Below are 18,040 nucleotides of genomic sequence, written 5' to 3' on the forward strand. Positions count from 1 at the left end.
GATCAGCTCACGGAGGTCGGCATCGGTGAGACGCGGTCGGCGCTGCGGGCGTGGGACGGGGCGAAGCTCGAGATGTCGTCGCTCGTCCGCCCGTCGAGTGCGAGCTCCGCGAGGATGCGTCCGAACGCGGGCGTGAACTTGAAGCCGTGACCGGCGGCGAGGGCGACGATGACGTCCGGGTGCTCCTCGAGCGGGCCGAGGACGAAGTTCCGGTCCGGGGTGAGCGCGTACTGGCACGTCACCGTGCGGAGCTCGCGGCCCGACGCCGGCACGAGGTCCGCCATGAAGTCGGCCAGCTGCCCGGTGAGCTCCGGCGACGGGACGAAGGTGCGCTCCGCCGGTGACATGCGGTTCTCCGAGACGTCGCGTGCGGCCTTCACGGTCGGTTCCCCGAAGGTCGGGAAGCCGTAGTAGCACTCCTCGTCCTCCCAGATCCACACCGGGAACCGCTCGCGATCGAGCTGCTCGGCATCGGACGGGCGGAAGTAGGTGACCTGCTCCTGCATCACGTCGAGCGGGATCGCCGCGTCGAGCGGCTCGAGCAGCTCGTTCGCCCAGGCGTCGGCGGCGAGGACGACCTTGCCGGCACGCACCGGCCCGCTGGAGGTCTGCACGACGACACCGGCTCCGTCAGGGGTGAGTGCGTCGACCCGGGTGCGGTCGCGGATGTCCGCCCCGAGCGCCCGAGCACGGAGCTGGAGCGTCGCGACGGTACGGGCCGCGTGGGCGATGCCGGTGTCGGCGGTGTAGACCGTCTCCACGTTCTCGGGGATCCGGAACTGCGGCCAGCGCGCCTGCACCTCGGCCGGCGTCAGCAGCTCGTGCGGCACCCCGCACTCATCCAGGGCCGCGGTGAAGTCGGTGGCCGAGTAGGGTCCGTCGACCGGCAGGAAGATGACGCCACCCGTGATGGTGAGCAACCGTTCGCCCGACTCCTGCTCGAGGTCAGCCCAGTCGCGGTACGCCGACTGCGCGAGTCGCACGTACTGCGGAGCCCCGTACGACGTCCGGACGATCCGCGAGGTGTCATGCGAGGCGCCGCGGACGTGCCCGAGTTCGAACTGCTCGAAGGCGACGACCTTCGCGCCCCGACGGGCGAGGTGGTAGGCGGCGGCACTGCCGAGAGCTCCCATGCCGACAACCGCGACGTCGAACGATTCCATCCGGTGGTGCTCCTTCGTGCTTGCCCGATCGATTCAGGCAAGTGTGCTGGAGCTCCGGAGACCGGCCTATGGACCGATGACCCAGGTTTTCGCGTCAGGAATGTGCCGTGGCGACGACCGCACGCCGGGTCAGCGCCCGCGTCGCCCTGAGAACAGTGCGTGGAGGAGCGGCACGGCGGAGACCACCATGAAGACGGTGCCGAGGACGGCGTCGTCGGCTCGGAGGACAGCGCCGGCGACGAGCAGCGCGGCGAACAGCACGGCCGAGACGACCCGGCCCGTCGTGCGGTCGAGCCGCGCGATCCGCTGTTCCAGTCTCGGGTTGGTGGTCGCGACCGCGCCGGCCTCCACCCGCGTGATGACCGCGTCGAGACGCTTCGGCAAGCGGACGGCGACCGTGGCGATGTCGAGCGCCTCGCGACCGAGGTCCTGGACGACGTTGCCGCGTTCGTCACGGAGCAGCTGCGCGGCGTAGGGCTCCACGGAGTCCCAGAGGTTGAACTCGGGATCGAGGGCGCTGCAGACACCGGAGGTGAGCGAGATCGCACGGATGATGAGCAGGAAGTTCTCGGGCAGCTGGAACGGCAGGGTGCGGATGACCTCGCTGAACTGGTTACCGAAGTCGCGGAACTCCTTCGGGTCGACGTCGCGCAGTTCTGCGAACCCCATGCCGCCGAAGCGTCCGAACAGCGCGGTCATGGCCCGCTCGAGCTCGGTCGTGTCGGCCGAGGGCAGGAGGACGCCGAGGTCGCGGATCGCGTCGACCAGCCCCTTGCCGTCGCGTGATGCGGCGGCGATGAGGAGCTTCCGGAGGCCGCGCCTCGTGGTCGGTGGAACCTCGCCCATCATCCCGAAGTCGATGAACGTCAGCTTCCAGGACCGTTCGCCCGGGGCGGCGTCGACGGGCGTCACGAAGATGTTGCCGGGATGCGGGTCGGCGTGGAAGAAGCCGTTGGTGAAGAGCTGGTCGAACATGACGGCTGCGAACACGGGTGCCACGTCGACCGGGTCGATGCCGGCGGCGCGCAGGGCGTCCGCGTCGGTGATCTTGATGGCGGTGACGTCTTCGAGCGTCAGGACGCGCTGGGTCGTGCGCTCCCACACCACCGCGGGCACGGAGACGCGGTCGTCCCCGGCGAAATCGACGGCGAACCGCTCGGAACTCGCGGCCTCATGGAGGTAGTCGATCTCTTCGAGGCTCGTCGCGGCGAACTCCTCGACGAGTGCGGGCATGTCGACGCGGTCGGAGACGAGCCGGACACGGCGCAGCCAGCCGCCCACCTTGCGGAGGGCGGCGAGGTCGACTGCGACGATCTCGTCGATGCCCGGCCGCTGGACCTTGAGCACGACGGCGTCGAGCCCGGTGTCGGCAGCGAGCGCCGGCGCGAGCATGGCGCGGTGCGCTTGTCCGAGCGAGGCTGCTGCCACGGGACGTTCGTCGATGCCGGCGAAGACCTGCGGGAGCGGCACGCGGAGTTCCGACTCGGCGAGCGCGCGGATGCGAGGGAAGGCGACGGGCGGGACTTCGTCCTGCAGGCCTTCGAGCTCCTTCGTGATCTCCGGCGGGAGCACGTCGAGGCGCGACGACATGAACTGGCCCACCTTGATCATGAGGCCGCCGAGGTCGACGGCGAGCACGTGGAAGCGTCGTGCGAACTTCTGCATGCGGCGCGTGCGGGTCCGCTCCGTCAGTTTGATGAGTCCGAACCGCGGCAGGACGATCTCGAACCACCAGGCGGCGGCCAGGTGCCAACTCGCGAAGCGGAGGATGCGACGGTACCGGGCACGCCCGTGAGCGGGCGGACCGGCTGGAACGCCGGCCCGCCCGCTCATGGGGAACTCGCCGAAACGGGACGCCGTGTCGCTGGGCGTCCCGCCGGTCGACGACACTCGGTCAGTCCTGGGCGAGGATCGCGTAGAGGCGCTTGCGAGCGTCGTCGAGGATGGCGACGGCCTGCTGGACCTGCTCGGGCGTTCCGGTGCGGCCGACCTGGGCTGCGGCCTGGGCCAGCTCGACACCGGCCTTCGGCAGGGCGGTGAAGCCGGGGTGCTCGGACGAGTCGGCGTTCTGCCACGGAGCGGACGCCCCGGACTCGGCGACCTCGTCGCGACCGGCTTCGGTCAGCGCGTAGGTCTTGCGACCGCCCGACTCCTCGGCCGTGATGATGCCCTCGTCGGAGAGGAGCTGCAGCGTCGGGTAGACCGAGCCTGCGCTGGGCTTCCAGGAGCCGCCGCTGCGCTCTTCGATCTCGCGGATGATCTGGTAGCCGTGCATCGGCTGCTCGGCCAGGAGGGCCAGCACGGCGGAGCGGACGTCGCCGCGGCCGACACGGGAGCCGGCGCTCTTCTCGAACTTCGAACGCAGCTGTTCCATCATCTGCCACATGCCGTCGGTCCCGAAGCCGGCTCCGCTGCCGAAGCCTCCGCCGTTACCGAACCCTGCGCCACCGAATCCTGCGCCACCGCTTGGGAATCCACCCATGATTGCTCTCCTCCGTCGTACGTGAACGATGCTCAACGATATATCGGTGAAGCTGTGAACGATATGTGTAATCGGAAGATCGTGATGGCGTAACGTCGCCCTCATGAGCCCCTGGACCGCAGCAGACATCCCCGACCAGCACGGCCGCGTCGCGATCGTGACCGGTGCGAACAGCGGGATCGGCGCGGTGACGGCCCGTGAGCTCGCCGCCAGCGGGGCCGCCGTCATCCTCGCCTGCCGCGACACGGAGAAGGGCGCGCGGGCAGCGGCGACGATGACCGGCGACGTCGAGGTGCGGCAGCTGGATCTCGCCGACCTGGCGTCCGTCCGTCGATTCGCCGACGGGGTCGAGCGGGTCGACGTACTGATCAACAACGCGGGCGTCATGGCGGTCCCCGAACGCCGCACGACCGACGGCTTCGAGATGCAGATCGGCACGAACTTCCTCGGGCCCTTCGCACTCACCGGCCTCCTGATCGACCGCATCACCACGCGGGTCGTGACGCTGTCGAGTGCCGCGCACCGGGCCGGCAAGATCGATCTGGCCGATCTCAACTGGCGCAACCGGACGTATCGACGCTGGTCGGCCTACGGCCAGTCGAAGCTCGCCGACCTGATGTTCTCGGCCGAGTTGCAGCGACGCCTCACGGCGGAGGGGTCCTCGGTGCTGTCCGTGGCCGCGCACCCCGGCTTCGCGTCGACCGAGCTCCAGTCGCACACCGAGTCCGCGCAGGGTCCGCTCCTCGCATGGGGAACCCGGCTCCTCGGTCAGAGCGCGGACATGGGTGCACTTCCGACGCTGTATGCGGCGACCTCGCCCGACGTCGAGCCCGGCGGCTACTACGGTCCGAGCGGCTTCGGGGAGATGCGTGGTGGTCCGAAGCCGATCGGCCGGACCTCGGCGGCCCGCGACGAGCACGTCGCCGCCGAGCTCTGGAAGACGGCCGAGGCGCTCACCGGAGTCACCTACCGGTGAGCGCTCCCGGCCGTCTCGGCGTCACGCGGGAAGGCTCTCCTCGATCGCGGCGATGACCTCGGGGGCGTCCGGCTCGGTCGTCGGACGGAAGCGGTGAACGGTCCCGTCGGGCGCGATGAGGAACTTCTCGAAGTTCCACTTGACGTTGCCCGCCTTGCCGTTCGCGTCGGCGGTCTTCACGAGCTCCTGGTAGAGCGGGTGCCGGTTGCGGCCGTTGACCTTCACCTTGTCCATCATCGGGAAGGTGACGCCCCAGGTGGCCGAGCAGTACTCGGCGATCTTCTCGTTGTCGCCGAGCTCCTGCAGGAACTGGTTGCTCGGGAACCCGATCACCGTGAAGCCGCGGTCGGCGTACTGCTTCTGGAGTGCCTCGAGCTTCTCGTACTGCGGTGCGAGGCCGCAGCGGCTCGCGACGTTGACCACGAGTTTGGCCTTCCCGTCCCACTCCGCGAGGGTCGTGTCCCGGCCGTCGAGGGTGGTGACGGGGATGGTGTCCAGATCGGTCATGGTGTGATGCCTCTCATCTGTCGAACGACGTCCTGCTCGAGCACCGGTGTGCGCAAGCGGATCCACTCCGAACGCTACTCGCCCGGGGCGCGACCGGCGCCCTTTCGGCAGGGCGTTCCCAGCCGACAGGCGTTGACACCGCCTGCCCGCCGGTGGATCGTGAGTGCAGCAGATCGGAGCAGGACATGGGACGCATCCACATCGACCTCTTCATGACCCTCGACGGCGTCGCGCAGGCACCCGGCGGGCCCGAGGAGGACCCCAGCGACGGGTTCGCGTTCGGTGGCTGGCAGGCGCCGCTCATCGACGAGGTCGACGGGGAGCAGATCGACGCCGGCATGGTGGGTATGGACGCCCTCCTGCTCGGGCGCCGGACCTACGACATCTTCGCCGGGTACTGGCCGCACCAGGAGGGTGGCCAGGACGACGCCATCGCGAGGCTCTTCAACCGACTGCCGAAGTACGTCGCATCACGCGAGCCGCAGGAGCTGGGGTGGGGGGACTCGACGCAGCTCGGACCGGACCTCCCCCAGGCCGTTCGAGCTCTTCGCGAGCGTCACTCGCAGATCCACGTCATCGGCAGCCTCGACCTCGTGCAGACCCTGCTGGCCGACGCACTCTTCGATCAGCTGAACCTCTGGGTGTACCCGATCACGCTCGGCACCGGGAAGCGCGTCTTCGCGACCGGCACGGTCCCGTCCACGCTGCGCCTGCTCGGCCCCGCGACCACCTCCCCCGCAGGGACCGTCCACCTTCGCTACGAACGGATCGACGGCACACCGGCCACCGGCGACATGGGCGACCCGCGATGAGCGCGTCGGACGAGGCGTCGGCGCAGCGGCCCGAAGCAGACACCCGCTTCGACACGGTCGTCGTCGGTGCCGGCGTCGCGGGGCTCGTCGCCGCACGGTTGCTCGCGGCCGCCGGACGCGCGGTGGTGGTCGTCGAGGCCCGCGACCGGGTCGGCGGGCGGGTGTCGACCGAACGTCGCGACGGCCGGGTGACCGATCTCGGCGCCTCATGGGTGCACGGTGTCGATGACAGCGCGGTCGCCGCGGCGGCAGAGGCGTTCGGGATGCGGACGATCGAGTTCACCGTCGGTGGTTACCAGCCGGACAGCCGACCGATCGCGTACTACGGTCCCGACGGCAGGCGCCTGTCCGACGCCGAGGCTCGCGGTTTCGCCGAGGACGTCCATGCCCTCGATTCGACGCTGCTCGGTGTCGTCGCCGAGTCGGCCCCGGACGCGTCGTACCGTGACGTGACCGAGGCTGCGCTCGCCCTGCAGGATTGGGACACCGAGCGGGTGCAGCGGGTCCGCGAGTACCTGGAGCATCGTTCGGAGGAGCAGTACGGCGCGTGGATCGAGGACCTCGCAGCCCACGGGCTCGACGACGACGCCATCGACGGCGATGAGGTCGTGTTCCCCGACGGGTACGACGTGCTCCCCCGGCGACTGGCCGAGGGGCTCGACGTGCGCCTGGAGCACGTGGTGGCGAGTGTGCGGTGGTCCACGGACGGCGTCGAGGTCTCCGCGCAGGGACCGACGGGCGAGGTGGTGCTGCGCGCGGGCTCGGTGGTGGTGACGGTGCCCGTCGGGGTCCTGCAGTCGGAGGAGTTCGCGATCGATCCCCCGCTGCCGGAGCCGGTCGCCGGCGCCCTCTCACGATTGCGGATGAACGCGTTCGAGAAGGTGTTCCTGCGTTTCGAGCGACGGTTCTGGGACGACGGCGTCTACGCGATTCGACAGCAGGGCCCGGAGGGTCGACGTTGGCACTCCTGGTACGACCTGACATCGGCGCACGGTGCGCCGACGCTGCTCACGTTCGCCGCCGGCCCGACGGCCGTGGAGATCCGGGACTGGGACGAGTCGCGCGTCGTCGAGTCGATCCTCGACCAACTGCGGCGTCTGTACGGCGACCGTGTCGAGGAGCCGACGGAGGTGCACGTCACACACTGGCAGGACGATCCGTTCTCCCACGGGTCCTACGCCTACATGACCGTCGGATCGACGACCGACGACCACGACGCGCTCGCGACCCCGGTCGGCGGCGTCCTGCACCTCGCGAGCGAGGCGACGTGGACCGACGACCCCGCGACGGTGACGGCGGCATTCCACTCCGGCCACCGGGCCGCCGAGCACGTCCTCGGTCGGTCGATTCCCATCGAGACCCTCTGGCGCGACGAGAGCGCAGTTCCGGTCGTCGACCCGGTCCGATGACGACCACGAGTGCGCTCTCGCGAGCGTCGAAGGAGAGGAAACGTATGCGATTCATGATGTTCGTCCTCACGGACCCCGTGCCCGACGAGCCAGCCGATGACGCGGACGTCGACCACTGGGTCCAGGACCTGGACACGACGGGGCGTCGTCTTCTCGGCGACGTGCTTGACCCGAGCGAGGCGTGCGGCGTCCGAGTCCGCGCGGGCGAACGACTCGTCACCAACGGCCCGATCCCGGGCGCGACCGACACGCTCTGGGGCTTCGACATCCTCGAATGCGCCGACCTCGATGAGGCGATCGACGTCGCCGCCCGCCACCCGATGGCCCGTAACGGCCGCCTCGAGCTGCGCCCGTTCCCGGGCGCGTTGAAGCCGACGGGCCGAGCGGACACCCGGGCACCGACCACGAGTCCCAGGAGCCCGCCGGCGTGAACGCATCGATCTCGGCCGGCGAGCGAGGCGGAATCGCCGAGGGGTCGGTCCTTCGATCAGGCGCGCAGCGGCTTCAGCGCACCCGCCCACGCCTCGAGCTGGTCGAACAGCACCCCGGCGGCTTCGGTGTGCTGGGGCCCGGGCGTGAAGGTGCTGAAGTCCTCGAAGTCGGTGAAGAGCGAGAAGCTCAGCTGCTGCCGTACATCCGCGATCTGCAGTTCCGCGCTGATGCCGCGAAGGTGTTCGATCGCGCGGGCACCGCCGAGGCTCCCCCACGCCACGAACGCGGCGGCCTTGTTGTTCCACTCGGCGTACAGGTAGTCGATGGCGTTCTTCAGGACAGCGGACGTGGAGTGGTTGTATTCGGGCGTGACGAACACGAACCCGTCGTAGGGCGCGATCGTCGCCGCCCAGGCCTTCGTGTGCTCGTTCTCGTATGCCCCGAACGACGGCGGCGTCGGCTCGTCGAGGAGAGGCAGCGGGTGGTCGAGCAGGTCGATGAGCTCGTAGCTCGCGCTCCGACCGGCGGCCTGCTCGACGACCCAGTCGGCGACTGCCTTGCCGTTTCGGCCGGGGCGGGTGCTGCCGAGGATGATGGCGATTCGGAGGTCTGACATGGGGTGCTCTCCTTCGATGTGCGTGCCCGTCCCGCGAAGCACGGGACGTGGTGGTGCTTGGCTCGCACTGTAGCCGGGAGGCTGGGCAGGCGCCTCCGTCCGGGGTGGGGCTTGCCGAAGGGCTCCGGGCGTGCTGGGAGCGGCGAACCCGGGCGTCAGGCTCAGAAGCCCGCCGGCTGGCCCGGCAGGGTCTGCGCACCGATGACGGCGAGGAGTCGGAGTTTCTCGGCGCTCTCACTCCCGGGCTCAGCGGTGTAGACGAGCAGCCGGTGGGACTGCTCGGGGTCCAACAGCGTCTGGCAGTGCAGTTCCAGCTCGCCGACCTCGGGGTGGAGGAACCGCTTGACCTCCGTTGGCCGGAGACCGACCTCCTGCGCGGCCCACAACTCGCGGAAGTCCTCGCTCCGTTCCAGCAGTGCGTTCGCGAGGCGTTCCGCACGCGATCCGGGACCGCGCATCGTGACGACCTCGCGGAGCCCGGCGGCGTACACGCGCGAGAGCAGCAGGCGATCGGCGGGCGCGTAGGCCGCGCTCGCGGTCGGGTCGGTGAACCACCGGTAGCCCAGGCTCCGGTCGTCCCCGGTGAACCGGGAGGCGTCGCCGTTGAGTGCGACGGCCATCGGGGTCTGGCGAAGCGTCTCGCCGAGTTCGTTGATGATCTCGGCGGGGGTGTCCTGCAGGCGGTCGAGGATCCGCAATAGACCGGGGCCGACGTGGTCGCCGTGCGCTCCACGCGCGGGAGGCGTGCGCCCGGCCAACCGGAAGACGTGGTCCCGTTCATCGAGGGAGAGACGCAGGCCCTGCGCGATCGCCGCGATCATCTGCTCGGACGGCTGAGGCCCGACGCCGCGCTCGAGCCGCGCGTAGTAGTCGGTCGACATGTTGCAGAGCGCCGCGACCTCCTCCCGGCGGAGGCCGTCCGTCCGTCGCCGCGGACCGCGCGGAAGCCCGACGTCCTCGGGCTGCAGCTGGTGCCGGCGGTGGCTGAGGAAGGCCGCCAGGCCGTGCCGATCGATCATGTCGCGTCTCCTCGTCGTGCAGCGCGGTCCGTGGACCTCCTTTCTATCGTGCGAGAGCGGTGCCAGCCACGGATCGCCGATCAGTGGATGAGCCGGTCCTGGACCGGCCGAAGCCGACCGTCGAGAGTGGTTCCCACACGCCGGACCACGGCGACACCCACGATGAAGGAACGACCATGCCACGAACACCCGCGTTCACCATCCCCGACCTGACCGGGTCGTTCGCCGTCGTCACCGGCGCGAGCGACGGCCTCGGACGGGTCATCGCGACCGAGCTCGCCCGGGCGGGTGCCGAGGTCGTCCTGCCTGTGCGCTCGACCACGAAGGGCGCGCACGTCGCCGACGGCATCCGTGCAGCGGTTCCCGGCGCGACGGTGTCGGTCCGCAGTCTGGACCTCGCCTCTCTGGGTTCCGTCACAGCGCTCGTCGAGCAGCTCACCGCCGAGGACCGCCCGATCGACCTGCTCATCAACAACGCCGGCGTGATGACGCCGCCCGAGCGGCAGGAGACGCGGGACGGCTTCGAGCTGCAGTTCGGCGTCAACCACCTCGGCCACTTCGCGCTGACCCTCGGTCTGCTGCCGCTGCTCAAGGCCGGTGGAGCGCGCGTCACGCACCAGACGAGCATCGCCGCCCGGAGCGGATCGATCAACTGGGACGACCTCGACTGGAAGAGCAGCTACGACGGGATGCGGGCCTATCAGCAGTCCAAGATCGCCGTGGCATTGTTCGCCCGCGAACTCGATGCGCGGAGCCGAGCCGGCGGCTGGGGTGTCTCCAGCAACCTGTCGCACCCCGGCGTCTCCCCCACGAACCTGTTGGCCGCCCAGCCGGGCATGGGCCGACAGCGCGACACCGGAGCCCGTCGTGTGGTCCGCCTGCTCTCACGCCTCGGCGTCGCAGGCACGGTGTCGAGTGCCGCTCAGCCCGCGCTCATGGCCGCGACGGCACCGACCGCGCGAGGCGACGAGTTCTACGGCCCGGTCCGCACGATGGGTGGCCGACCCGCGCTCCTCCCGGCACTCTGGCCGCCGATGCGGAACCTGGACGACGCCCGTCGCCTCTGGGACGAATCCGAGCGGCTCATCGGACGGTGACGCGGCGGCTGTGCGCTGGTCGGACGGCCGGCGCTCCGAGCACGCCCGCCGGAACCCGTGGCGGTCACCGCCACCCCGGACGTCCGGCGGCGTGCTTCGACGTGATTCGCATGGTCGCGCCCTACGGGAGCGGAGGCGCCCCATCCGCGCCGCGTGCGATGCGGAGCATCCGCGTCGCTGTCGCGTGGAGGAGTTCGCGGAGATCCTCGGGCTCGTCGACGATCACCGCATGATCCCCCAGCCCGGCGATCACCGCTGGAAGCCAGTCGAGGCGTTTGGCTCGGATCGAGACCCGATGCCAGGTGGGTGCGTCATCGATCGACTCCACGACGGCCACGCTCTCCGGGAAGAGGGCCCGGATCTGCGGGACGTTCGCCTGGATGCGCAACCGGACGTGCCATCGGTAGTCCGCCCCCGCGAAGCGATCGACGAGTGGAGGGCGCTCCGCTCGAGCACCCGGGCCCGAGAAGATGCCGGGCAGCGTCCGCGCCGATCGGATGCGGTCGACCCGGAAGGTGCGCTCCTCCGCTCGCTCGACGTCGAACGCGTCCAGGTACCAACGACCGTCGTGGACGAGCAGGTCGAACGGATGCACCGTGCGACGCGAGGGCGTGTCCTCCGCGTCGCGGTAGCGCAGTTCCACGGGGCGTCTCGCTCGGATCGCGTCCGACACGGTGAGCAGGACGCCCGCGTCGGGCACGTCGTGGCGCGACGGCCTCAGCGCTGCGGACTGCATGACCGCCTCGAGGCGATCCACGGACGCGGCCGGGAGGGATCGTCGGATCTTCGCGAGGGCGATCTGCGCTGCGACGTCCGGGGAGTCCGAGGACGATTGGGCTTCGCTCAAGCCGAGGAAGACGGCGACCGCTTCCTCGTCAGTGAGGATGATCGGCGGTACGCGTCGGCCGACGGCGAGGCGGTACCCGCCGTAGCGACCGCGCACCGACTCGATCGGGACATCCATGTCCACGAGACGCTGCACGGAACGGCGCACGGTCCGTTCGTCCACGCCCAACCGCTCGGCGAGCTCTGGCACGCTGCGGATCTCCGCGGACTGCAGCAGCTCGAGCAACTGCAGCGCTCGAGCAGTCGGCGAGCCGGTATGTCCCATCTCATGAGAATACCGGGCGAGAACGGTCCGGTATTGGCTCTATCGTCGTCACCGCCCCGCACCCGTGGGGGAAGACCACCAGCCAAGGAGACACGCATGCACCTCGCAGCCACCCGGATCATCACCGACGACGTCGACACCCTGGTCGCGTTCTACGAACGGGTCACCGGTGCGACCGCGGCACGATTGCACCCGTTGTTCGCCGAGGTGCGCACCGACACCGGCACGCTCGCCATCGCCAGTTCAGCGACCATCCCGCTGTTGGGCGAGGACGCCGCCGCACCGCGTGCCAACCGATCCGTCATCCTCGATCTGCTCGTCGAGGACGTCGATGCGGCCTATGCGACGCTCCAGGGCGTCGTGGCGACGTTCGTGAACGAGCCGACGGACATGCCGTGGGGCAACCGGTCGCTGCTGTTCCGCGACCCCGACGGCAACCTCGTCAACGTCTTCACCCCGATCACCGTTGACGCAGGGTGAACGCGTCGACTCGTGACGAACGTCCAGGCCTACGCCGGGATGACATGCTCGCCGGCTGTGGGAGGCGTCCGAGCAGCTCATCAGCTGACGCGCCAGAGCCGGCGAGCGGAACACGGTCTATCCTCGGTCCCGTGAAGATCGTCGTGTCGGGCACCCACGCCAGCGGGAAGAGCACGCTCATCGCGGACTTCGCGCTCCGCCACCCGGAGTTCACGGTCCTCGGGGAGCTGTTCGACCTCGTGGAGGACGCCGGAGACGTCCCAAGCAGCGCCATGTTCGCCGCCCAGCTACGCCTCTCGGCGGAACGACTGCTGGACGAGTCGGATGACGGAGACGTCATCGCGGAACGCGGGCCACTCGACTTCCTCGCATACCTCCTCGCGTCAGCGGAACTGGCCGGCACCGACCTCGACACCGGGTTCCTCGAGCGGGCGACTTCCCGCACCGCCGCGGCGCTCCAGACGGTGGATGTGCTGGTGGTCCTGCCGTTGACGCCGAACGACGGGATCCACGTCGGCGCGGACGAAGACCTGGAGCTGCGGACGGCCATGAACGCCGTCCTGCTCGATCTCGTCGACGAGCCCGATCTCATCGCCGACCACGTCACGGTCGCCGAGATCACCGGCGACTCGTCAGACCGATTGGCCGCCCTGGAGGCTCTGGTCGCGTCGCAGCAGCGCTGACCTGCCACCGGACACGCCCACGACTCGGTGCCGGGTGGTGGTCATCCGGGTCACCGCGGGCACGGGCACACGCCTACGCCGGGATGACGCTCGACATGAGTCGCGGCGCTGGCGGGAGCGCTTCGTGCCGGTCTGACGCACGCAGGCCGTCGATCACGAGTGCGGCGTAGCGTCGTGCAGCTCGGACGCGCTCCGTCTCCGTCGTCGTCGAGAGTCCGCGAGCCGCGAGCAGGACCACGAGGAAGTCGTCGAGGACGAAGTCCGGGCGCAGCGCGCCGGCGTCGATGGCACGACGAGCGACGGCGGTGATCGCCCGCACGGCCTGTTCGCGCTGGGTCCGGAAGTCGACGGCATCGGGGTAGGCGGCGAGGAACGCGTCCGTGAACCCCTGGTTGCGGGCGTTGAGGACCAGGACCTCCTCGATGATGCTGCGGAAGGCACGCCAGGGGTCGACGTCCGCGAGGGCGTCGACCACGATCGAGCGGCACGCGCCGAGCTCGTCCACGAAGGCGGCCCTGACGAGATCGGCTTTGGTCGGGAACCGTCGATAGAGGGTGGCCGGCCCGACACCGGCTCGGCGGGCGATCTCCCGCATCGTCACGTGGAGGCCGTCGGTCCCGAACAGGTCGCGGGCTGCGGCGAGGACGCGGTCACGGTTCTCCTGCGCGTCGGAACGCAGGTTCTGAGGCAGTGGCGCGGACATGTGTCTCACATTACTCAAGTGGACGGGTGCGTCCGTTACGTTACGGGAGGCGGGTCAGATCCCCCGCCGTGAAACGGAGTGCACCCATGCGCGCAGTGATCATCCGGACCTTCGGCGACCCGAGTGGAATGGAGGTGACGGACCTTCCCGTCCCCACGCCCGGGGTCGGTGAGGTCCTCGTTCGAACAGAGGCCGCCGGCGTCGGCGGGGTCGACGTCGTGATCCGCCGGGGCGGGATCGCCGAAGTAGCCCGGGACTCGGGGATGATCCCGGGAAGTGAAGCCGCCGGCGTCGTCACCGCGACCGGGCCCGACGTCGACCCCGCATGGGTCGGTCGACGGGTCTGGGCGTTCACGGGGGCCTCGGGCGCGTACGCCGAGTACGTGACCGCGCGCGCCGACGAGATCGTCGAGCTGCCGTCCGACCTAACGTCCGTCCAGGCGGTCACGCTGGGCAGTGCGTTCCCGGTCGCGCACTTCGCGCTCGATCGCGCTCGCCTGACCGAGGGCGAATCCGTCCTCGTGCGCGGCGCCGCCGGGAGTATCGGCCTGGCCGGCGTCGAGCTGGCCGCTCGTGCCGGCGCCGGGGTCATCGCCGTCACCACGTCGTCCCCGGAACGCGGGGAGCGACTGCGGGCGTTCGGTGCAACCCACGTGCTCGACCGCTCCGGCGCGGGCGATGCGGACGCCCCGGTGGAGTTCGACGTCATCCTCGACATCGTCGGCGGGCCCAACCTCCCCCGGTTCATCGAGCGGCTCTCGCCGAACGGCCGTTTGATCGCCGTGGGCGTGGTGGGTGGGTTCCCGCCCGCCGACTTCGGCACGGCTCTCCTGGCCGGCTTCCGCCGATCGATCACCTTCGGGACCCTGAGCCTCGACACCGTGCCGCGCGAGGAACTCGCCCGGGTGCGAGCCGAGGTGTTCGACGACGCCGTCCGAGGCACGCTCTCGCCGGTGGTCCACGACACCCTGCCGCTGAGCGACGCAGCCGAGGCGCACCGTCTCATGGACGTCGGGGACGTGTTCGGGCGCATCGTGCTCGTCCCCTGAGTCGGCTGACGAGGCAGGCACAGATCCGCCACCGCTACAGCCAGATCGTCGCCAGCCAGACCTCGACGGCGGCGAGCACGAGCAGGGCGACGTTCAGCCCGAGGACCCGGAACTCGCCGCGACGCACGTGCACGGTGATGCCACCGATCTGTACGAGGACGAGGCCTACCGCGGCCGCGACGGTCAGCCAGGTGAGGACGCCCACGAGCGGTGGCAGGATCAGGCCGGCCACGCCCAGTATCTCGAGGGCTCCGATCACGCGGACGGCCGAGAGCGGCATGGTGTCGACCCAGGCCATCATGGGGCGCAGCTGCTCCGCCGAGCGGACGAGCTTCATGCCGCCCGAGTACAGGTACATGACCGCGAGCAGTCCTGCGACGATCCAGTAAGCGACGACCATGTGCAACCTCCGAGTGCGTGTGTGCGTTGATGGTTACGATAGGTAACCGACGCAAGTGTGGACCGGTTCGGACCGGCGTACAAAAGGCACACGCGTGTGACCGAGCCGCGAGGGGTGCCGTGTTCCGCTACCAGAGGCTGTGTTCCGTCCGGGGCGACCAGGGCAAGGCCATCCGCTCACTCCTCGACCGCATCGCCGACAAGTGGGCGCTCCTCCTCATCGCGACGCTCCATGACGGCCCGTTCCGGTTCACCGAGCTCGAGCAGCGCATCCCGGGCATCTCCCGACGCATGCTCACCCTCACCCTCAGGAACCTCGAGCGCGACGGACTCGTCACCCGCACCACCTTCGCGGAAGTGCCACCGCGGGTCGAGTACGAGCTGACAGACCTCGCCGAATCGCTCATCCCGCACGCGATGGCGCTCGCCGAGTGGGCCGGTGAGCACGTCCCGACGATCGAGGCGAGCCGCAGGGCGTTCGACGAGCGGTCCTGAGCGCCGGGCGTGGTGCGGACCAACGGAAAAAGTCCCGGAAACCAGACGGTTTCCGGGACTTCCTGGTCGGGCTGACAGGATTTGAACCTGCGACCCCTTGACCCCCAGTCAAGTGCGCTACCAAGCTGCGCCACAGCCCGATGCCATCTCCGCGGGCGGAGAAGACAACTCGAACAGTCTAGCGGATTCCGAGAGCGCTCCGTGACACGACTCCGGGGACGGCAGATCGGCCCAGACAAGCCTCGGACAGGCCGCACTCGTCGGGTGGGAGGTCTCCCCTGCCCGCCCCCGGACGGGGCACGCTACCGTGACTCGTCCGCACCCGCGCGACAGGACGAACGGACCGATCCGGCCACCCGATGGAGGACCCCATGCGCTACAGCCACTACTGGAAAGAGGTCCGCGTCGCGGCACTCACCGCCCTGCCCGTCGCGATCGTCTCCGGCATCGTGCAGGTCAGCCGCAACACGCCGATCGACGACGCCGTCATCGGCGGTGCCATCACCTTCGTGGCACTGTCCCTGCTCATCCCCGTCGTGCGCCACTGGGTGCACCCCGAGTCCCGCGGCTGATCACTGCGGCACTCCGAAGCACCCGCGGCACGCCTTGCACGACGCGCCACGAGGACGGGCAGGGTGCCCGGCGGCAGCGCAGCGCTACTCGGCCTTGCGGTCCGCGACGAGCTGGTCGCGCACCTTGCGCCGCAGCACCTTGCCGATGAGCGACGTCGGCAACTCGTCGAGCTGCACGACCCGCTTGGGCACCTTGTACGCCGTGAGGCGGGTCCGGCAGTAGTCGCGCAGCGAACCCGCGTCGAACACCGTTTCGGCGCGCATGACCACCGCGGCCGTGACATCCTCGCCACCGGAGTCGCGCGGCAGGCCGACCACGGCGGCCGACTCGACGTCCGGGTGCGACAGGAGCGTCTCCTCCACCTCGGACGGGCTCACGTTGAACCCACCGGTGATGATGAGCTCCTTCACCCGGTCGATGACCGTCACGAAGCCGTCCGCCGACACCGTCACGATGTCGCCGGTCCGCAACCAGCCACCCTCGAGCAACGCCTCGCGCGACTCGTCCGGACGACCCCAGTACCCCTGGAAGACCTGCGGGCCACGGAGCAGCAGCTCGCCCGACTCCCCCGCCGCACGATCGACCGACGGGTTCTCGGGATCGACGACGCGGATCTCGGTGCTCGGGAACGGCACACCCACGGTGCCCGGCCGACGCGACGGACCGATCGGGTTGCCGAGCGCCACCGGCGACGACTCCGTCATCCCGTAGCCCTCGACGAGCAGACCGCCGGTCGCCTCCTCCCACCGCGTGACCGTCGACACCGGCAGGCTCATCGCACCGGAGATCGCGAAGCGGACACTCGTCAGGTCGACGCCCTTGCGGCTCGACGCACGCGACAACGCGTCGTAGATGGGCGGTACCGCCGGCAGGAACGTCGGCGGCGACTTCTTCGCCGCCGTGAGCACCAGCTCCAGGTCGAACTTCGGGAACAGCACGAGCCGCGCCCCGATGCTCATCGCGAACGTCAGGCACAGCGTCATGCCATAGGCGTGGAACAGCGGCAGCACCCCGTAGAAGACCTCGCCACCCTCGCTCAGCCCTGGCACCCAGGCGCGACCCTGCGCCGCGTTCGCCCGCAGATTGCGGTGTGTGAGGATGGCCCCCTTCGGCGCCCCGGTCGTCCCGCTCGTGTACTGCAGGAGCGCGGTGTCGTCGAGCGTCGGACGCACGACCCGCTTCGACAGCTTCCGTCCGCCGATCAGCCGCTCCCACGGAAGCACGTGCTTCGCCGACGGGGTCGCGGTCATCGCCGCACGCGACTCGCGGGCACGCTTCACCGGCAGCCGGAGCGCCAACCGCTTCGACAACGGCAGGGCCTGAGTGATGTCGACCGAGACGATCCGCCCGCGCATCACGTCGGCCGGGAGGTCGGCCACGAGGTCGTAGACCTTGTCCCACACGATCGCGACGTGCGCACCGTGGTCCTCGAACTGATGCCGCAGCTCCCGAGCCGTGTAGAGCGGGTTGTGCTCGATGACCGTCGCGCCGAGCCGGAGCGCCGCGTAGAACGCGACGACGTGCTGCGGACAGTTCGGCAGCACGAGCGCCACGCGGTCGCCCGGCTTCACACCGAGCTTGCGGAGCCCTTCGGCCACTCGCGCGACCTGTTCGCCGAGCTCGCTGTAGCTGGTCTCCGCGCCGAAGAACTCGAGGGCGATGCGATCACCGAAACGCTTGACCGAGGTGTCGAGCAGGTCGACGAGCGTCTCGGTGACCTCGTCGATGTCGGCTGGCACGCCACTGGCGTAGGACGACAACCACGGCCGTTCGGCCAGACGCTGACGCTGTGCCTCTCCGGCCTCGGTCGGCTCCGACGACTGCTCGCCCTCGCGCTGCTCGGCTGTGTTTCCTCGATGGTCCACGATGATCCTCCAGATGACACCGCGCGCACCGCACGCATGCCTCCACCCTAGGCGGGCGCGTATGCCCGACCGGGGATGCGACCGGACTGCTTGACAAGCTCCAAACCGACACCGGTGAATCGCCCGAGGAACGGTGGAACAACGCCAGGAGCCGGCCACCCGAAGGCGA

Annotated in this window: 20 protein-coding genes and 1 tRNA gene; 10 read left to right on the forward strand and 11 right to left on the reverse strand. The window is 69.9% G+C overall.

Features of this window, described 5'->3' with window-relative positions; all coding sequences use genetic code 11:
* Nucleotides 1–2: 2 nt before the first annotated feature.
* The 3 genes from solA to BWO91_RS11290 form a co-directional block, all read right to left on the reverse strand.
* Nucleotides 3–1,163: an N-methyl-L-tryptophan oxidase gene (gene solA / locus BWO91_RS11280; protein ID WP_079002628.1), complete on the reverse strand. Its 1,161-nt coding sequence runs from the start codon at nucleotides 1,161–1,163 to the stop codon at nucleotides 3–5.
* A 129-nt stretch (nucleotides 1,164–1,292) separates the two neighbouring features.
* Entirely contained in the window at nucleotides 1,293–2,996 is a 1,704-nt protein-coding gene (locus BWO91_RS11285; protein ID WP_079003945.1) for an ABC1 kinase family protein, read from the reverse strand.
* A 61-nt stretch (nucleotides 2,997–3,057) separates the two neighbouring features.
* Entirely contained in the window at nucleotides 3,058–3,645 is a 588-nt protein-coding gene (locus tag BWO91_RS11290; RefSeq protein WP_430929500.1) for a PadR family transcriptional regulator, read from the reverse strand.
* Between the two features lie 103 nt (nucleotides 3,646–3,748).
* Between BWO91_RS11290 and BWO91_RS11295 the strand changes: the two genes are divergently transcribed.
* Nucleotides 3,749–4,621, forward strand: a complete 873-nt coding sequence (locus BWO91_RS11295) for an oxidoreductase (RefSeq protein WP_079002629.1) — start codon at nucleotides 3,749–3,751, stop codon at nucleotides 4,619–4,621.
* 21 nt (nucleotides 4,622–4,642) lie between these two features.
* Here BWO91_RS11295 and BWO91_RS11300 read toward each other — a convergent pair whose 3' ends face one another.
* Nucleotides 4,643–5,128 carry a glutathione peroxidase gene (locus BWO91_RS11300; protein WP_071260696.1) on the reverse strand — a complete coding sequence of 162 codons (486 nt, stop codon included), beginning with the start codon at nucleotides 5,126–5,128 and terminating at the stop codon, nucleotides 4,643–4,645.
* A 185-nt stretch (nucleotides 5,129–5,313) separates the two neighbouring features.
* Between BWO91_RS11300 and BWO91_RS11305 the strand changes: the two genes are divergently transcribed.
* From BWO91_RS11305 to BWO91_RS11315, 3 genes are read left to right on the forward strand one after another with little or no spacing between them, the layout of a single operon-like run.
* Entirely contained in the window at nucleotides 5,314–5,940 is a 627-nt protein-coding gene (locus BWO91_RS11305; protein ID WP_079002630.1) for a dihydrofolate reductase family protein, read from the forward strand.
* The gene (locus tag BWO91_RS11310; RefSeq protein ID WP_079002631.1) at nucleotides 5,937–7,349 is read left to right on the forward strand and encodes a flavin monoamine oxidase family protein; all 1,413 of its coding nucleotides are present in this window, start codon (nucleotides 5,937–5,939) and stop codon (nucleotides 7,347–7,349) included. Before BWO91_RS11305 ends, BWO91_RS11310 begins: the two co-directional genes overlap by 4 nt.
* Before the next feature lie 44 nt (nucleotides 7,350–7,393).
* On the forward strand, nucleotides 7,394–7,780 hold the full coding sequence (locus BWO91_RS11315) for a YciI family protein (protein ID WP_079003947.1): 387 nt from the start codon (nucleotides 7,394–7,396) through the stop codon (nucleotides 7,778–7,780).
* A 56-nt stretch (nucleotides 7,781–7,836) separates the two neighbouring features.
* Here the strand turns inward: BWO91_RS11315 and BWO91_RS11320 are convergent, their stop codons facing one another.
* Nucleotides 7,837–8,397 carry an NADPH-dependent FMN reductase gene (locus tag BWO91_RS11320; RefSeq protein ID WP_071260701.1) on the reverse strand — a complete coding sequence of 187 codons (561 nt, stop codon included), beginning with the start codon at nucleotides 8,395–8,397 and terminating at the stop codon, nucleotides 7,837–7,839.
* A 161-nt stretch (nucleotides 8,398–8,558) separates the two neighbouring features.
* Complete coding sequence (locus tag BWO91_RS11325) at nucleotides 8,559–9,416, reverse strand: helix-turn-helix transcriptional regulator (RefSeq protein WP_079002632.1); 858 nt, start codon at nucleotides 9,414–9,416, stop codon at nucleotides 8,559–8,561.
* A 176-nt stretch (nucleotides 9,417–9,592) separates the two neighbouring features.
* On the opposite strand from BWO91_RS11325, the gene BWO91_RS11330 reads away from it, so the two are divergent.
* Entirely contained in the window at nucleotides 9,593–10,513 is a 921-nt protein-coding gene (locus BWO91_RS11330) for an SDR family oxidoreductase (protein ID WP_079003948.1), read from the forward strand.
* 121 nt (nucleotides 10,514–10,634) lie between these two features.
* On the opposite strand, the gene BWO91_RS11335 is transcribed toward BWO91_RS11330, so the two are convergent.
* Nucleotides 10,635–11,624, reverse strand: coding sequence for a helix-turn-helix transcriptional regulator (locus BWO91_RS11335; protein ID WP_079002633.1), 990 nt, complete (start codon nucleotides 11,622–11,624; stop codon nucleotides 10,635–10,637).
* A 96-nt stretch (nucleotides 11,625–11,720) separates the two neighbouring features.
* On the opposite strand from BWO91_RS11335, the gene BWO91_RS11340 reads away from it, so the two are divergent.
* Both BWO91_RS11340 and BWO91_RS11345 read left to right on the forward strand, forming a co-directional pair.
* Nucleotides 11,721–12,104 carry a VOC family protein gene (locus tag BWO91_RS11340; RefSeq protein ID WP_079002634.1) on the forward strand — a complete coding sequence of 128 codons (384 nt, stop codon included), beginning with the start codon at nucleotides 11,721–11,723 and terminating at the stop codon, nucleotides 12,102–12,104.
* Nucleotides 12,105–12,235: 131 nt separating this feature from the next.
* Nucleotides 12,236–12,787 (forward strand): AAA family ATPase, encoded by a 552-nt coding sequence (locus BWO91_RS11345; protein WP_079002635.1) that lies wholly within the window; start codon nucleotides 12,236–12,238, stop codon nucleotides 12,785–12,787.
* 73 nt (nucleotides 12,788–12,860) lie between these two features.
* On the opposite strand, the gene BWO91_RS11350 is transcribed toward BWO91_RS11345, so the two are convergent.
* Nucleotides 12,861–13,490, reverse strand: coding sequence for a TetR/AcrR family transcriptional regulator (locus BWO91_RS11350; protein WP_153303439.1), 630 nt, complete (start codon nucleotides 13,488–13,490; stop codon nucleotides 12,861–12,863).
* A gap of 86 nt (nucleotides 13,491–13,576) precedes the next feature.
* Here BWO91_RS11350 and BWO91_RS11355 point away from each other — a divergent pair, with 86 nt between their 5' ends.
* Nucleotides 13,577–14,539, forward strand: coding sequence for a zinc-dependent alcohol dehydrogenase family protein (locus tag BWO91_RS11355; RefSeq protein ID WP_079002636.1), 963 nt, complete (start codon nucleotides 13,577–13,579; stop codon nucleotides 14,537–14,539).
* Between the two features lie 34 nt (nucleotides 14,540–14,573).
* Here the strand turns inward: BWO91_RS11355 and BWO91_RS11360 are convergent, their stop codons facing one another.
* On the reverse strand, nucleotides 14,574–14,939 hold the full coding sequence (locus BWO91_RS11360) for a DoxX family protein (protein ID WP_079002637.1): 366 nt from the start codon (nucleotides 14,937–14,939) through the stop codon (nucleotides 14,574–14,576).
* 119 nt (nucleotides 14,940–15,058) lie between these two features.
* Here BWO91_RS11360 and BWO91_RS11365 point away from each other — a divergent pair, with 119 nt between their 5' ends.
* On the forward strand, nucleotides 15,059–15,433 hold the full coding sequence (locus BWO91_RS11365) for a winged helix-turn-helix transcriptional regulator (protein ID WP_079002638.1): 375 nt from the start codon (nucleotides 15,059–15,061) through the stop codon (nucleotides 15,431–15,433).
* Nucleotides 15,434–15,496: 63 nt separating this feature from the next.
* On the opposite strand, the gene BWO91_RS11370 is transcribed toward BWO91_RS11365, so the two are convergent.
* Nucleotides 15,497–15,573, reverse strand: a tRNA-Pro gene (locus tag BWO91_RS11370).
* 231 nt (nucleotides 15,574–15,804) lie between these two features.
* Here BWO91_RS11370 and BWO91_RS11375 point away from each other — a divergent pair.
* Entirely contained in the window at nucleotides 15,805–16,005 is a 201-nt protein-coding gene (locus tag BWO91_RS11375) for a hypothetical protein (protein ID WP_153303440.1), read from the forward strand.
* 84 nt (nucleotides 16,006–16,089) lie between these two features.
* Here BWO91_RS11375 and BWO91_RS11380 read toward each other — a convergent pair whose 3' ends face one another.
* Nucleotides 16,090–17,784 carry a long-chain-fatty-acid--CoA ligase gene (locus BWO91_RS11380; protein WP_240555811.1) on the reverse strand — a complete coding sequence of 565 codons (1,695 nt, stop codon included), beginning with the start codon at nucleotides 17,782–17,784 and terminating at the stop codon, nucleotides 16,090–16,092.
* Nucleotides 17,785–18,040: the final 256 nt, after the last annotated feature.

Source organism: Plantibacter flavus (genome assembly GCF_002024505.1).
In the GTDB taxonomy this organism is placed as follows: domain Bacteria; phylum Actinomycetota; class Actinomycetes; order Actinomycetales; family Microbacteriaceae; genus Plantibacter; species Plantibacter flavus_A.